Origin of the sequence: Mycetohabitans sp. B46, assembly GCF_037389205.1 — a bacterium.
Taxonomy (GTDB): Bacteria; Pseudomonadota; Gammaproteobacteria; order Burkholderiales; family Burkholderiaceae; genus Mycetohabitans.
In genome coordinates this window covers 1-14890 of sequence record NZ_JADBGL010000013.1, presented here as the reverse complement: position 1 = coordinate 14890, position 14890 = coordinate 1, and the positions used below count along the sequence as shown (strand labels likewise).

The 14890-nt window shown below is 61.4% G+C and carries 12 protein-coding genes and 2 pseudogenes; 4 read left to right on the top strand and 10 right to left on the bottom strand.

Annotation, left to right across the window (positions count from 1 at the left end; genetic code table 11):
• Positions 1-16 precede the first annotated feature (16 nt).
• Together IHE30_RS12955 and IHE30_RS12950 are read left to right on the top strand one after the other, a co-directional pair.
• A complete protein-coding gene (locus tag IHE30_RS12955) occupies positions 17-1372 on the top strand; it encodes an acyclic terpene utilization AtuA family protein (protein ID WP_337691160.1) in 1356 nt (451 codons plus the stop codon).
• A gap of 1 nt (position 1373) precedes the next feature.
• Positions 1374-1691, top strand: a complete 318-nt coding sequence (locus IHE30_RS12950) for an AtuA-related protein (RefSeq protein WP_337691159.1) — start codon at positions 1374-1376, stop codon at positions 1689-1691.
• A 401-nt stretch (positions 1692-2092) separates the two neighbouring features.
• Here the strand turns inward: IHE30_RS12950 and IHE30_RS12945 are convergent, their stop codons facing one another.
• The 7 genes from IHE30_RS12945 to IHE30_RS12915 form a co-directional block, all read right to left on the bottom strand.
• Entirely contained in the window at positions 2093-3253 is a 1161-nt protein-coding gene (locus IHE30_RS12945; protein ID WP_337691157.1) for a hypothetical protein, read from the bottom strand.
• 29 nt (positions 3254-3282) lie between these two features.
• On the bottom strand, positions 3283-3615 hold the full coding sequence (locus IHE30_RS12940) for a hypothetical protein (protein WP_337691155.1): 333 nt from the start codon (positions 3613-3615) through the stop codon (positions 3283-3285).
• 444 nt (positions 3616-4059) lie between these two features.
• Positions 4060-4383, bottom strand: coding sequence for a hypothetical protein (locus tag IHE30_RS12935; RefSeq protein WP_337691153.1), 324 nt, complete (start codon positions 4381-4383; stop codon positions 4060-4062).
• Positions 4384-4901: 518 nt separating this feature from the next.
• Positions 4902-6314: an MFS transporter gene (locus tag IHE30_RS12930; RefSeq protein ID WP_337691150.1), complete on the bottom strand. Its 1413-nt coding sequence runs from the start codon at positions 6312-6314 to the stop codon at positions 4902-4904.
• A gap of 162 nt (positions 6315-6476) precedes the next feature.
• Positions 6477-7886 (bottom strand): NADP-dependent phosphogluconate dehydrogenase, encoded by a 1410-nt coding sequence (gndA, locus tag IHE30_RS12925; RefSeq protein ID WP_337691148.1) that lies wholly within the window; start codon positions 7884-7886, stop codon positions 6477-6479.
• Between the two features lie 73 nt (positions 7887-7959).
• Positions 7960-8763, bottom strand: coding sequence for an EAL domain-containing protein (locus IHE30_RS12920; RefSeq protein ID WP_337691146.1), 804 nt, complete (start codon positions 8761-8763; stop codon positions 7960-7962).
• A 284-nt stretch (positions 8764-9047) separates the two neighbouring features.
• Positions 9048-11180 (bottom strand): 3-hydroxyacyl-CoA dehydrogenase NAD-binding domain-containing protein, encoded by a 2133-nt coding sequence (locus IHE30_RS12915; protein ID WP_337691144.1) that lies wholly within the window; start codon positions 11178-11180, stop codon positions 9048-9050.
• A 140-nt stretch (positions 11181-11320) separates the two neighbouring features.
• Here IHE30_RS12915 and IHE30_RS12910 point away from each other — a divergent pair.
• A pseudogene (locus IHE30_RS12910) lies at positions 11321-11930 on the top strand (LysR family transcriptional regulator).
• 56 nt (positions 11931-11986) lie between these two features.
• Here IHE30_RS12910 and IHE30_RS12905 read toward each other — a convergent pair.
• Complete coding sequence (locus tag IHE30_RS12905) at positions 11987-13099, bottom strand: DNA topoisomerase IB (protein ID WP_337691143.1); 1113 nt, start codon at positions 13097-13099, stop codon at positions 11987-11989.
• Between the two features lie 317 nt (positions 13100-13416).
• Here IHE30_RS12905 and IHE30_RS12900 point away from each other — a divergent pair, with 317 nt between their 5' ends.
• Entirely contained in the window at positions 13417-13632 is a 216-nt protein-coding gene (locus IHE30_RS12900; protein WP_337691140.1) for a hypothetical protein, read from the top strand.
• Positions 13633-13812: 180 nt separating this feature from the next.
• Here the strand turns inward: IHE30_RS12900 and IHE30_RS12895 are convergent, their stop codons facing one another.
• Positions 13813-14370, bottom strand: a complete 558-nt coding sequence (locus IHE30_RS12895; RefSeq protein WP_337691139.1) for a hypothetical protein — start codon at positions 14368-14370, stop codon at positions 13813-13815.
• 138 nt (positions 14371-14508) lie between these two features.
• Positions 14509-14890: pseudogene (locus IHE30_RS12890) on the bottom strand (hypothetical protein); the annotation flags it as partial.

Below are 14890 nucleotides of genomic sequence, written 5' to 3'. Positions count from 1 at the left end.
GATAGAGAATGAGGCCATGGCTGTAACTCACGATCCGCGCCGAGTGCGCGTCGGTACGGGTGCCGGATATTCGGGTGACCGGATAGAGCCCGCTGTCGAACTGGCCGAATACGGCAAACTAGACTATCTCGTATTCGAATGTCTTGCGGAGAGAACGATCGCTCTGGCCCAGCAAATGCGGCGCAGTCACCCAGAACTGGGCTATGACCCGCTGCTTGAGGCACGCATGACGGCTGTTCTGCCTGTCGCCGCGCGCAACGGCGTGCAAATCATCTCCAACATGGGCGCTGCCAATCCGCTTGCGGCGGCGCGCAAGACAGCCCAGATCGCTCGATCATTAGACCTGGACGGCTTGAAGATCGCCGCGGTGACAGGAGATGACGTGCTAGACGTCGTACGACAGGGCGACTTCTATTTTGAGGAGTCGGGCGATAGCGTAGCATCGTACGCTGAGCGGCTGGTGTCGGCGAACGCTTATCTGGGCGCGGCGCCAATCATTGCCGCGTTGGCTGCCGGCGCGGATGTTGTGCTGACGGGACGCGTCGCCGATCCAGCGCTTTTCATCGCACCGCTGGTTCATGAGTTCGGCTGGGGCATGGATGACTGGGATAGGCTCGGGCAAGCCACCCTTATCGGGCACATGCTGGAGTGCGCGGGCCAGGTCACAGGCGGCTATTTTGCCGATCCGGGTTTCAAGGACGTGCCTCATCTTGCCAGCCTAGGATTTCCGATCGCCGAGGTTGGCGCGGATGGGGCCGCCGTCATAACGAAATTGCCCGCCGCCGGCGGTCGAGTGACTGAGGCAACATGCAAGGAGCAATTTCTTTATGAGATCCACGACCCAAGTCGCTACGTGCAGCCTGACGTCGTGGCGGATTTCACCGGGGTCCGGGTATTTGAAGAAGCGCCCGATCGTGTCCGTCTGACTGGCGGACGGGGTACGGCGCACACCGATACGCTGAAGGTCTCGGTCGGTTATCTGGATGGCTTTATCGGCGAAGGACAGATTTCGTACTGTGGTCCGGGCGCGCTGGCGCGGGCACGTGCCGCACTCGATATCGTGCGTGAGCGGCTGCAATTGACCGCCGTTGAAACCCGGGAGTTGCGGCTCGACTTGATTGGCGTGGATGCCATATCTGGACGCGCGGGCACGCGCGACAGTGAGCCATACGAAGTCCGGGCACGCGTCGCGGGACGGACCGCGTCGATTAGGGAGGCGATGCGCATCGGCAACGAGGTGGAGACGCTTTATACCAATGGTCCTGCGGGCGGCGGTGGCGTAAGCAAGACAACACGCGAGGTACTCGCCGTGCAATCGATCTTGTTGCCAAGGGCGCACGTGCACCCGACATTCGAATTCGTGGAGGCATAAGATGAAGTTGCGGGACCTAGCTCACTCGCGTACCGGTGACAAGGGAGATACGCTGAACATATCGGTCATATGCTACGACAGTCGCCACTATGAGTATCTGCGTCGGACGCTGTCGGCTGAGCGGGTGAAAGCTCACCTGCAGGACGTGGTACGGGGTGACGTCATCCGCTACGAATTGCCGAAGCTCGCGGCGTTCAACTTCGTTGCCCAACACGCGCTCGGTGGCGGCGTGACGCGATCGCTTGCGTTGGATGCACACGGTAAGTCGCTTAGCAGCGTGTTGCTCGACTTGGATCTCAAAGACCCCGAGGACGTGTAATTCGCTTCCGCGGATTACCGGCCTGCTGTAGCGCAGTCCGGGCACGGCAGCATCGCGTGTCGCCTCGTTATGTTACCTGCGCACTCGCATGATTGGTGTCCGTAATGGACAATGCACCCGTGCGATCATGCCAAGAATAGCAGTTTGTCGCCCGCCAACGTGCTGCAACGGTCCACGAGCGATTGCCGGCCGAAATAGCGTTTGCAACCGATCGTTCGGCCAAACTGCTGATATAGGCCGGCTCCCCGTTTGGGGTCGCGTCGGTGTCTGCCATGGATTGCCTCGGTCAGTCGGCCAGCCCGATGCTAGCTGCGGCGGTTTGCCGCTCGATGCCACGCAGTATCCGCCCGCCGTCGTCGTGGCAGTCTGCCGCCGCGCCTCGACGGGGGACCATGCAACCGTTAGGCCTGGCGCCGCGTGCCGCACTCGCCGCAGAACAGGTCTTCCTTGCCCATCGGCCTGTGGCATTGCGTGCACGTCGTGGCGCCGTTGTTGCCGCTCGGCGTGGGGTGCATCGCCGTGTCGCGCGCCTGCCTAGCCCGTCTCCTTGCCTCGGCGACGCGCTGCCTTAGCTTCCTTTCGGTGGCCGAGAAGTCGATGCCACTGGCGGCTTGCAGATAGATAAGGCATGTCCCGTTCACGAACGTCAAAAAGGGAATGACCAGGCCGATCGCGATCAACAGGCCGTTGCCAAAGCCGAACGACCCAAGGTATGCCATGCTATGGTGGTCTAAGCCGTTGCCGAACGCGCTGTCCATCGCATTGTCGTTCATGCCATAGCCGCCGTATCGGCCGTCAAAAGTGCCGAGCCCGCTCAATCCGTCAACGCTGCCGAAGCCACCGAGCAGGTCGAGCAGGCCACTCAACGGCCTGATGCCCGCCCCCATCGATGCCGTCGACGCGACCACCATGCCGACGCCGAGAATGCCGAACACGATGACGGATAGCGCGCCGACGAGCAACAGCAGCATGAACATTTGAATAATCATGCCAAGCAGTTGGTGACGACCTATGTGCAGCAGGCGCGCGGTAGTCTGCAGTGTCGAGTTGCCCTGCCAAATCGCAGGGGCCGCGAGCGGATAACCGACGTACCACATACCGGCGAAGGCGGCACCCGCCACGATTGCTACGATCGGATAGGCGATCGCGTACAGCAGCGGGCCAACACCAGGGATCTTGCAGACGAAGAATACGAACAGCAGCACCAGCAACAGCGCCAGCCAGCCGATGCCGAGCAGCGCGCCGACACCGACGAACCGGTGCGCGGTGAACGCAGCCTGACGCAGCGCATTGGCAAAGCCAACGCGTTCGCCCTGTGTGCCACGCATCAGGATGATGCCGACTGCCGAATAGCCGACGATCATCGCGGCGATCGTTGCAAAGATGAACGGCAAGCCAAGCATGATGCTGTGGCGCAGCATCTGCATCGTAAGCATGCCAATGAGCATCGTCGCGACGACGCAGAACGCGCACATGGCTAGCGCGCGCCAGTTCGTCACCGCTTCGGCGGCGCGCAGCAGTCCGAACTGGCCTGTTGCTAGCGTGTGGTCGGTCATGGACATCGTCAATCTCCTTTTGATTTTTAGCCGGCTTAGCGTTCAGCGGGTGTGCGGATCTGCGATTGCAGCTTAATCGGCTCGCCGGTTTTGACGGCCGTGCGTGGCGTGACCGTGGTAGTGTAGGCATCGATCTTTGCGTACGTCGGCAGGCTTGATTCGACGTTGACCTCATCGATATTCGTTGAAGCCGCGACGGGTGTACCACACTTATTGCAGAAGTACTGACGCGCGGGCAGCGTATGCCCGCAATGTCGGTAAGCTGTCCTGGCTTCTTTGTTTGGGAGGGCCATGACCGGCGTGCCGCATGTGTTGCAGAACTTCTGGCTATTGGGTAGCTCCACCTTGCAGTGGGCGCATGAAAGCATGCGTATTCCTGTTGGATGTTAGATTGACACAGCGCATGCGCGCGCGTCGATCGAGATGTGTAACGGTTTGAGAAATGCCGTGACATGGGCGTGTGCACGCTTCCTCGTTGAGGAACGTGTTTGCACGATGGTGCCACACGCCTCGAATTTTAATGGTATATTCATGTGCTCCGTGATGCAGTGGCCAAATTTAAACTGATAAACCCATGCCTTTCCATTCATTATTTTGGCGTTAGCAATTAATGAACTTGCGAAGTAAATGGCTGTGCCAAACCCAATATCGCAGTACGGTTGGTATGCACGTACGGTGCGGTATGCACGACGTGAGTCACTAGCGACGCGTCAAGCGCTCACACGTTAGTTGAAACCGTGCCGGCCGAGGCAATAGGCGAGCGGATTATCACCGCGTTTATATGACGACCACAAGAATGCACAATGTGCATATTATTTTCGGACGAAATAGTTTCGATAGGCGCGCGCCATCGACATATATCGGTGGTCAAAAATAAGACATAGCAATCGGTGTGCATCGCGTTGCACGAGACCATCGCGCGTTTTGCGAATAGCCGCTTTGTGCTGCAGGTGATTCAGCAGCAGCATGAGATGCGCAGGCTGTCCGAGCATCCATAGCACTGCCATGGTCTGGGACATGTGCCGTCGTGTACCAAACATTTGCAGATCATTGCAGCGCTGGAGCAAAACGATCTCGAATGGGCCGCTGCATTGATGCGGCGACGGGCGCAGCGTACCGGATGCGCTGTATTGCAATGGCGCCGGCACTGTTTTGATGACGCTGCTGTTAATGACAGCGTCAACATAGCGTTCGCGGGCCGGCTAGACTGGTGGTGTACGCGTCAAGAGTCGAATCAGCGGGCCAGAGACAAGTCGCTCCATACGCTCGTCAGTCAGCAGTCTGCAATATAGCGCGTAGCGTGACTCAGCAATGCGATCGATACTGGGCCCACGCGAACAATGTTTGAGCATATGACCCGTAACATGAGCGTGCCGCCGGAAAAAGTGCTTCTCCCTGGCTACTCAATGGGCGCACCGATTGTGGCGCATCTGCTCGACCAAGTGCGCTTGAGCGGCCACGAGGTAGCTGGGTTCATGCTTGACCGGCCGATGCCCAGCACATCGCTGGGCAGGCGGCGGCCTTAACGCGCTGTAGCCGGCCGCGCAGGTAGCGATTCCGATCGCAAAATGATGGCGCACCGGGCTGTGCAAGCGCAATGATGGCGCACAAGGTCGGATAAGCGCGTGGCAGCTCGCTGTGCGCGGGCATGTCATCACGGCGTTTCGGACCGCGTTGCCCGCCCGCCGGTGATCGACCGGCGCGCCGCATAGGCAAGCAGCGCAGCCGTTGCGGTATTGAACACGAACAGGCCCCCCGGTCCAAGCACGGTCATCGCCATGGATGCAATCGTCGGCCCCGACAGTCCGCCGATCGAAAACAGAATCAACAGCGTTGCACTGATCGCAATGCGCCGGTTTGCGTCGATATGATCGTTCACATAGGAGACAATGAGCCCATAAAGCGTGAACGCCGCGGCGACATACACGAGCGTCGCGATGCCGACAAACCAGTGCACGCGCACGATGATCAACGAGGCACTAAGGGTGGTGGCCAGCACCGCGAGGTAGAACACTAGCACGCGGCGCTCGATGCGGTCCGATAGTTTGCCGATTGGCCATTGCGACAGCAATGCGCCGATCAGCACGATGCCCATGAAGTGCGACAGCTCGCTAACCGAGAAGCCGATGCCAGTCAGGAACACCGGGGTCATCGAATAAAATGCACCGGACAGCAACCCGGCGCAGATGCAACCGGGAATCGCCAATGGCGTGTCGCGCCACAAGTCGGCGGCATTGCCAATCCATGACCGAGGGCGGCGCAGGCCGGCCCGGTCCTCGAATACGTGTACTGGCCAACCCTCCAGTAGCGTGACGGGCAGGATGGCGCCGACAAACAGCGCACCGACGATCAGCAGGTTGCGCCCGCCGGATGCGCCGGCTATGTCCAGCAGGAACTGCCCCGCGCCGACGCCCAGGTACGTGATCGCCAGGTACGCCGAGAATACCCGGCCGCGCATCGCATTCGGGACCGCGCCGTTGAGCCAGCTCTCGACGCACGCGTAGATACCCATGAATGCAACACCGCTGCAAAAGCGCAGTGCGCCGCCGATCCACGGCGAGTCGAACGTGCCGAATGCGAGCGCGGTCAGCGCAGCGCCGGCCGAAAACGCGACGAATGCGCGATGTTGGCCGATGCGCTCGATCAGACGGCTGTTGGTCACGGCCCCAGCGACAAATCCCACGTAGTAGCACGACTGCACGAGCCCGACTGCGACCGTCGACAGTCCCGCATGCAACATCCGAATCGGAATCAGCGTTGTGAACAGCCCGTTGCCGACCATCAGCACCGCATACGCGGCGAGCAAGCCGGATAGCGAACGGAACAACGCACCGGTTAGATCCGGTTGGACGGTGGGGCGCGGCAGGTCGTGCCATTGACGCGCGGCTGCCTCGGAGGGCGGCGGCGCGGGTGGGGGTTCCAGCGGAACATCCTGCGCCGGATCGTCTGGCGGATTCGGCAGTGTGCTCGACGCTGGCTTTGCCGGTGGCTCGGCCAGCGCCGCGTCTGCGGTTGCCGCCCCGGGCATTGCCGTCGCCATGTTGGGATTGAGTCGTGGATCGTTCATCCCCGGCCTCCGTTGGAGCACAAACGTAATAAGCAAAATGACGGCTGAGGCGGAGCAGCGTTGTGCAGCATGAATACAGGACAATCGATCAACAGAAACGGCCGCGTGTACATCACGGCAGGGCGGCACGGCACACGCGGTGCCGTGGCAAAGCGGGTGCCGCTATACCCAGCGGGCATGGAAAGTGCCGGGTTTGTCGATGCGTTCAAACGTATGGGCGCCGAAGAAGTCGCGCTGCGCTTGGATCAAGTTGGCCGGCAATGTTTCGGCGCGGTACGCGTCGAAATACGCGATCGCTGACGCAAACGCCGGCACCGGCACGCCGGCTTGCACAGCCGCCACCACGACCTCGCGCAGCGCTGCCTGGTATTGCGCGGCGATATCGCGGAAATATGGCGCGAGCAACAGGTTGACCAGCGTCGGATTCTGCGCATACGCGTCGGTGATCTTTTGCAGGAAGCGCGCGCGGATGATGCAGCCGGCGCGGAAAATGCGCGCGATCGTGCCATATGGCAAATCCCATCCATACTCATCGGACGCGGCACGCAATTGCGCGAACCCTTGCGCGTACGAAATCACCTTGCTTAAATACAGCGCGCGCCGGACTGCCTCGATGAACGGCTCGCGCGTGCCCGTCAGGGTGCGCGGCGACGGGCCACTCAGTTGACGGCTGGCCGTCACCCGCTCGGATTTGAGCGAGGAGAGCAAGCGGGCGAACACCGACTCGGTAATCAACTGCAAGGGCACGCCCAAGTCCAGCGCATTCTGGCTGGTCCATTTGCCGGTGCCTTTTTGCGCGGCGCGGTCGAGCACGACATCGACCAGATCCTGGCCGGTCTCATCATCCTTGCGCGCGAAGATCTTCGACGTGATGTCGATCAGGTAGCTGTCAAGCTCGCCTTCGTTCCACTGCGCGTACACGTCGCGCAATTGCGCGTTGGACAAACCTGCAACATGCTTGAGTAAGGCATAGCTTTCGGCGATCAACTGCATGTCGCCGTACTCGATGCCGTTATGGACCATCTTCACATAGTGGCCGGCGCCGTCTGGTCCCATGTACGCGACACATGGCTCGCCGTCATCGGCACGCGCGGCAATGCGCATGAAGATCGGTTCGACACGCTCGTATGCGTCACGTGGCCCGCCCGGCATAATCGACGGGCCGTACAGCGCGCCTTCTTCGCCACCCGACACGCCGGTGCCGATAAAATGCAGGCCGGCGTCGGCCAGTTCACGGTGGCGGCGCATCGTGTCGGTGAAATGGGTATTGCCGCCGTCGATCAGTACGTCCCCCCGTTCCAGCAGCGGCTTGAGCGCAGCAATGGTGGCGTCGGTCGGCGTGCCGGCCTTGACCATTAGCAGGATACGTCGCGGCGTTTCGAGCGATTCAACAAACGCTTCCAATGTATCAGTCGGGACCAACTTGCGATCCGGGAAGGCGGTGATCAACGCGTCAGTGCGCTCACGTGTGCGGTTGTAGACCGATACCGCATAGCCGCGGCTTTCGATGTTCAATGCCAGATTGCGACCTATGACCGCGAGTCCGATCACGCCAATGGCCTGCTTGCCCATGTTGCAGCTCCGAACGCATTGCAAGTCTTTGATTGTCGCATCTTCGCACAACTTGCGCGGACCGGTTAGATCCTCAGAGCAGTAACGATTTCGATCCGCGGCTAAGTAATTGCGACATCACGGCACTGTCAACCGGGCGGTAGTAAAAATTGCCGATCATCTCGAAGCATTCGTGACGCCTGAAAAACTCGAATTGCTCGAAGCTGTTAACACCATGGACGGCGATCTTGAGGCCGGTGGAGTGTGCATGTGCCACCAGCAGCCTGGCGAGTGTCTCGCCGGTGCGTGCTTTGGCCGATGGCGAGACCAACTCGCCATCGAGCTTGATCCGGTCCAGTTGCAGTGTAGCCAGGTGCTCGTCGCCCTGTGCGCGAAAACGCACGTCCGTAACCGTGCTCTGGACCTGCAGCGCATGCAGCGCGGATAGCGCCGCATCGGCATGGGCCAGGTCCTCGAGCAGGGCCGTTTCCGCGATGTCCAGCTCTAGGTAGCGTCCATGTAACTGCGCCTGCTGCAAGATCGCTCCCACGCGCTGCGCCACGTCCTGCATGCGAAATAGCGCGGCGGGCATCGGCACTGCAACACGGATCGGGGACAGTCCGGCCTGCTGCCACTTGTAATTTTGCTGGCAGGCCTGGCGCAGCATCCACTCGCCGACCTCGACCGCGATCTCGCTGTCGTGCGCGGCGCTCAGCAAGGCCGATTGGGCGACCGGCTTGCCGTCCGGGTTCGGCCAATACAGCGATACGACGGCCCCTGCTATCCAGCCGCTGGTCAGATCGACCTGGGGCTGATAGCGTAGGCGGAACGTGTTGTCGCGTATCGCCTGTTCCAGACTCTCCTTGAGTGTCATTGATGCATTGAGACTGGCGTTCATACCGTCCGTGGCATAGAAGAGGACGCCGTTCCAGGCTAGAATGGATTTTCGTCGTCGTGTAAAAAGTACCCGGTCGATACGGTCTCAAGTTGACTCGTATCGGTAGTTCGCGTACAGCGTGAGGGTTCACGCCGACTAGACGGCCCTCAATATAGCGACTTTTCGGGCGGACGAATATTAAGGATTGTCAGAGCATAAGCGTCGCGCGACGTCCGGGTAACCGACCGGACGTTGCTCATGCAAGGTATGTGCCCATGGCCCACCAGGGCGACGGGCCGCTGCGTCTACGCGTCGGCGTGGCGGTTCAGGCTCGCGAAGGTGGCGCCTTTGTCCGCGAGTTCAACGAGCAACGGCGACGGTTGCCAGAACAACGGATCTTGACACGCGAATTCTCGGATATCAGCGAGCACGTTCGCCAGGCCTCGCGTGTCGGCGTAGTGCATCGGGCCGCCGTGATAGCGCGGAAATCCGTAACCGTGCACGAGCACGACATCGACATCGAGCGGCCGCAATGCAATGTGCTCATGCACGACGTTGGCGCCCTCGTTGACCATGGCGGCCAAATAGCGGCGCACGATTTCCTCGTCGGTGAATTCGCGTGGCGTTATCCCGGCCCGCTGCCGCTCGGACGCGATGATTGCCTCGACCTCGGGATCGGGTATGCCGGTGCGTTGGCCCGACTCATACAAGTAATAGCCGCGACCGGTTTTCTGGCCGAACCAGCCCCGTTCGCACAGGCGGTCCGGAATCTGCACGTAGCGGGCGCGCGGATCGCGCGTAGCCGCACGGCGCTTGCGGGCGGCCCAGCCGATATCGCCGCCGGCCAGATCGCTGACTTGGTAGGGGCCCATCGGAAAGCCGAAATCGCGGATCGCGCGATCGATCTGGTACGGCGAGGCGCCGTCCTCCATCATCGCATCGGCGGCAGCGCGATACACGGCCAACAGCCGGTTGCCAATGAAACCATCGCACACCCCGGCTCGCACGGGCGTCTTGCGCAGGCGCTTGGCAAACTCGAACGCTGTGGCCACGACGTCGGCATCCACCTTGGCCGGCACAACAACCTCGAGCAGCTTCATCACGTTGGCCGGCGAAAAGAAGTGCAGTCCGATCACGTCGCTCGCACGCTCCTCGGTGCTGGAGGCGATCTCGTCGATGTCCAAATAGGACGTGTTGGTCGCCAGCACGGTGCCGCGCTGGCAGACGCGGTCCAGCTGCGCAAAAACAGCTTTCTTCACCGCGAGATCCTCGAATACCGCTTCGATGACCAGATCCACGTTGGCCAACGCATCATACGATGTGCTGCCGCTGAGCCGGGACAGCGTGACGGCACTGGCCGACACGCTCAGCTTACCCTTGGCAACCAGCCCGTCGTAGACCCGTTGCACGTGGGCCCGCCCGCGTGCCAGCGACGCATCGTCGCGTTCGATCAGGGTCACTGGAAAGCCCGCATCGAGCGCGGCTACCGCGATGCCGGCGCCCATCGTGCCGCCGCCAACCACGCCAACCGTGTCGATCGTGCGCGGCGAGGCATGCTGGCTCTCCGGTGTCTTGGCGGCTTCGCGCTCGGCAAAGAACGCGTGCACGAGCCCCGCGCGCTGCGGGCTGTCAAGGCATTGCAGGAATGCCTGGCGCTCAAACTTCATGCCTTCGTTGAACGGTAAATCGATAGCTGCTTCGATCGCCTCGACGATTTTCAGCGGCGAGAACAGCCCACGCGAGCGGCGCACGACGTCGGCGCGGGCGGCCTGTACGGCTGCATGGCTTGCGTCGCGATCGGCGAGCGCCTTGGCGGAACGGGTCGGACGTGTTCCGGCGCGCGAGGCCAGCAGCGCCTGCACATAGGCCAGGCCTTCCGCTCGCGTGTCGTCGCTCTGGCTGATGCGGTCCAGTAGGCCGAGCTGGAGTGCTTCGTCGATATCGACATGGCGTCCGCTCAATGCCAGATCGAGCGCGGCACGTGCGCCGATCAGTCGCGGTGTGCGTTGCGTGCCACCGGCCCCCGGCATGAGGCCGAGCTGCACTTCCGGTAAGCCGAACTTCGCGCCGGGCGTGGCGATCCGGTAGTGTGCGGACAGCGCGATTTCTAAACCGCCCCCCAGCGCCGCGCCGTGAATCGCGGCGACCACGGGCTTGCGGCACGATTCAATGCGCTGGCACACTTCCGGCAGCGACGGCGGCAATGGCGGCTTGCCGAACTCGCGGATGTCGGCGCCGGCGATGAAGTTGCGGCCTGCGCCGAGCAGCAACACCGCTGCGACCTCGTCGCAGCCCTCAGCGGCATCGATCGCGTTGATCAGGCCTTGGCGCACCGCAACCCCAAGTGCATTAACCGGCGGATGGTCAATCGTGACAACCAGAACCTCACCGTGTCGTTCATGGCTCACGGGTTGGGTCGGAGAGGGAGCGAGGGTCATGGGGCGTGTTTCCGGAATAGAGGAGCGCGCGGCGCACTTCGCCGGCTGATTGTCCAATCGATAACCTGTATTGACAATTACAACGATGGTTGACAGAGTGTCAAAAAATTTTGAACTATTGCGTGATGGCGCCGTGCGTCATGCCTTATGCGCTGCGAAGCGCGTGCAACCATGCACCTGAACCTCTTACGTTGCTGGTCGAAATCCTCGAATCCGGCAATCTCAGCGAGGCCGCGCGTCGGCTGAAGATGTCGCGTGCGAACGTAAGCTACCACTTGAACCAGCTGGAGCTTGCGGTCGGGCTGGCACTGCGGCGTCGGACCACGTGGTAGCGGGAGCCGACCGAGGTGGGGCGTGGGGCTACGGTTGGACGAGCAGGGTCGCAAGATCCGCAATGAGCTGCTGGTCGCGCAGGAATCGGTGTCCACCCTCGGCAAGACGCTGCAGGGGTGCGTGCGGCTGTCGGTGCCCAGTGGTGATGGCCAGATGGTGATGGCGCGCTGGCTGATCGAATTCAAGCGTTGCTACCCAGGCATCGTGCTCGACTACGTGGTGCAGAACGACATCCGGCGCGGCGATGTAGTGACCGCGCTGGACCCCTGGCGGTTGAGCATCTTTGGCACGCGGAGGGTAATGCTGTATAGGCCAGAGCGGCATCATACCCGTGCGGCCGCGACTTTCATCGATTTCATGCTCGAGCGTGTGAGGCAAGCGCAACCGGCTACCATCGCGTTGACCGAGGCGACGTAACGCGTAGTACGGCATCACGTGGCGTGAGATGGCACCGCGTGGTTGTGACGGACGGGCTATTGCGCCCCACGGCGCAAGCGTGCTGGCCCTGCGCGGGCTGTGCGCGCGTGATGGTGGAGCAAGGAGACGAACAGCGCTTCATCGGCCTTCAGGCGCCGGTGCTGGCGCAGCGGCTCAAGTGTGGCAAGCGTACCTGTTTCGAAAGCGTCAAGCACTACCGGATGGATATAGCATTTACGGCATACGGCAGGCGTATTGCGCAGCAGATCGGCGACCTGCCGGACCGTGTCGACCACATGCCGGCGCGCGCGCGTGAGATTGCACGGCGGAATTTGGCGCAACGCGCCAAGTGCAAGGACGCTACCCGCCCACGTTCTGTAGTCCTTGGCAGTGAACCCTGTTCCGCTTATCTCGCGCAGGTACGCATTAATGTCGGTCGAGCCAATAGCGTGCCGCTCGCCGTGCTCGTCGACATACTGGAATAGTTCATGGCCAGGTAAGTCTAGGCAGCGTCGCACGATGCGCACGATACGTGGGTCGTCGATGTCGACGTCGTGCTCGACGCCGCTCTTGCCACGAAACCGCAGTCGCATGCGGTCGGTGTCGAGCGCCAGGTGTTGCTTGCGCAGAGTCGTTAAGCCGTAGGACCGGTTCTCGCGCGCGTATTCGGGGCTGCCAATCCGCACCAGCGTACGATCGAGCAGCCGTACCAGCGCCGCGGCCACTTTTTCGCGCGGCATCCCCGGGCGCTGTAGGTCCCGCGTCACACGCGCGCGGATCTTCGGCAACGCGCGCGCAAAGTCGGCCATCCGTGCGTATTTGTGTGTGTCGCGCATCATGCGCCACGCGGCGTGATAGCGGTATTGCTTACGCCCGCGCGCGTCGCGGCCGGTAGCTTGCAAGTGACCGTATGGGTCCGGGCAGATCCACACGTCGGTATACGCGGGCGGTATCGCCAACGTATTGATGCGCTCGATGCGCGCGCGATCGCGAATGCGCGTGCCCCGTGTGTCGAAGTACACGAACCGGCCGTTAACCGCACGGCGCGTATAGCCGCGCTGCGTGTCGCTCACGTAGCGTAACTGCTCGCACGCATCGGCATCGGGCGCGGGGCGTCGTCGGCGGCGCGGGGTCGCTCGTGTTGCGGTCGGGGCCGGGGAGTTAGGCATGGTGTTGTACGGCAGCAGCGAAGAGCACGCGGCACTTCGCAAGCTGCGTGCCTGTCTTGCTCTGTGCTGGGAATGCGGTTTGCTAGGGTATTGGCAGGATGCGCTGGCACCGGCAACCTGGACGGGTACGGCGTTGAGAACGATGCCGTTGGGCGTTTCAAAATAATGCGGGCGGCACGGGTGTCGGGATCGGTAGCGCGCCGGGCATCGGTAATGGTGCCGGCGGTGCGGCAAGTGGTCTGCCACGCGGGCGCGGGACGGAAGCTGGCTTGTACTGAGCTTGACCAACATGGTTGTTAGATTGAGGAGCACGACAGATGGAACGAAAGTCAAATGACGCACCGACGAAGCCTGGTAATACACAATCCTCCCAACCGGCAGGCGCGCCACGGCAGCGCCCCGACGTGCCGACCGCAGCGGATCGCCGGCTCTCCGAAGCGCAGAAGGCGACGATGAGGGGGCATCCGCCCGCACCGACCAAGGCAGGTCATGAGCCGCTGCCTGATCCGCATGACGTAGGGGAAGACGCGTGAGCGAGCGTGGGCAGTAGCGCGCCAAATACTTACAGCGCAACACATGCTGTCATCGCTTGCCCGCTCGGTTCTTGAGTCTCCTGAGAATTCTATAGATACTAACCTTTTACAAAAAACCCGTTTTGCAATCGAGTTTAAGGAATTTTCCGGATAAACGAAGTATGTTGGTTCAGTCGCCGGTTAACGTGGCACACTTCTGAACCAAGGCACACTGTCCTGGATTCGTGCCCGGGCCGGCTCGGAGAACTGGTTGGCTTCCATAAAGTGGGTGATTTCACTTCTCGCTATATTCCATTGACGATCGTCTAAGTTATTTAGCGAACCCTCGAACCGAAGTCTGCTAAGCACATCGTATAAGGCGGCCTCGCCCGCGCCATTCAATAGACTCAAGCCCTGCTGCCAGACCCACTTTACCAGTGCATCGTCTAAACTGTAGGCACACGTTAGTAGGCCGAGTGCGACCTGCGCACGCTGCGCTGGCAGTACGCGCAGCAATGCCGGCTCTAGCAACTGAAGTTCGTGTGCGTGATGCTCGCTGGGTAAATCCGTCAACCCCTTTGGAAGATCGCGTAGCGCAACGCTCAACTGCTCGTCAGGCAGCGACAGCGCCACATCACGTAGCTGGGTGTACTGTGCGAGCCGCTCCGCGTACGGCAAAACCCATATGGCACTGGCTAACCTGCCAACCGGTGCGCCTTGATGAGAAGGCGGCAGCTGCAACGCGTGTTCGCGTAACACCGCATACAGCCCAGGGAGGCGGTCGTCGCTTCCACCAAAGTGATCATTCGCAGACACAATACTGGGATCAGCTCCGCTTGCTCGGACACCCTTAAGGACGCAAGCCGAGCCACGAGCGCTTGATAACGCTCGACAAACTCAGCTGAGCCAACACAACAACGAATCCAAACTGTCAGCGAGTTCCGTCCAGACATTATCCTCCTCGGGCGCACGCCGCTGCGCCATTGCGTAAGCGAAGTCGAATAATTCATCGCGATGGCTCCAATGAAAATCGCACAATGAGTGCAACAACAGCGCTTTCTGTATCTGCACGCCATCCTTCGGAATACGCTGTGCCGCCGCGTACACGCGCTTGAAGGCTTCGCCACGCTGGCGATACGGCAACGCTTCCAACCGCTGGCGCAGCGCGTCAAGCGGCTCGACGTGCTGCGCCGGATCGGCGAGCGTGCCATCCATTTCATTGAGCAGATGGTTGACTGACGCGAGACTGACGGCTTGGTTGGCTCGTTGCCAGTAGCGG

Bases quoted from the DNA above. Each gene is read 5' to 3' on its own strand.
- IHE30_RS12930 (WP_337691150.1), bottom strand. From the start codon at position 6,314: ATGAACGATCCACGACTCAATCCCAACATGGCGACGGCAATGCCCGGG.
- IHE30_RS12905 (WP_337691143.1), bottom strand. From the start codon at position 13,099: ATGCCTAACTCCCCGGCCCCGACCGCAACACGAGCGACCCCGCGCCGC.
- IHE30_RS12920 (WP_337691146.1), bottom strand. From the start codon at position 8,763: ATGAACGCCAGTCTCAATGCATCAATGACACTCAAGGAGAGTCTGGAA.
- IHE30_RS12955 (WP_337691160.1), top strand. From the start codon at position 17: ATGGCTGTAACTCACGATCCGCGCCGAGTGCGCGTCGGTACGGGTGCC.
- IHE30_RS12945 (WP_337691157.1), bottom strand. From the start codon at position 3,253: ATGTCCATGACCGACCACACGCTAGCAACAGGCCAGTTCGGACTGCTG.
- IHE30_RS12900 (WP_337691140.1), top strand. From the start codon at position 13,417: ATGGAACGAAAGTCAAATGACGCACCGACGAAGCCTGGTAATACACAA.
- IHE30_RS12950 (WP_337691159.1), top strand. From the start codon at position 1,374: ATGAAGTTGCGGGACCTAGCTCACTCGCGTACCGGTGACAAGGGAGAT.
- gndA (WP_337691148.1), bottom strand. From the start codon at position 7,886: ATGGGCAAGCAGGCCATTGGCGTGATCGGACTCGCGGTCATAGGTCGC.
- IHE30_RS12915 (WP_337691144.1), bottom strand. From the start codon at position 11,180: ATGACCCTCGCTCCCTCTCCGACCCAACCCGTGAGCCATGAACGACAC.
- IHE30_RS12940 (WP_337691155.1), bottom strand. From the start codon at position 3,615: ATGCTTTCATGCGCCCACTGCAAGGTGGAGCTACCCAATAGCCAGAAG.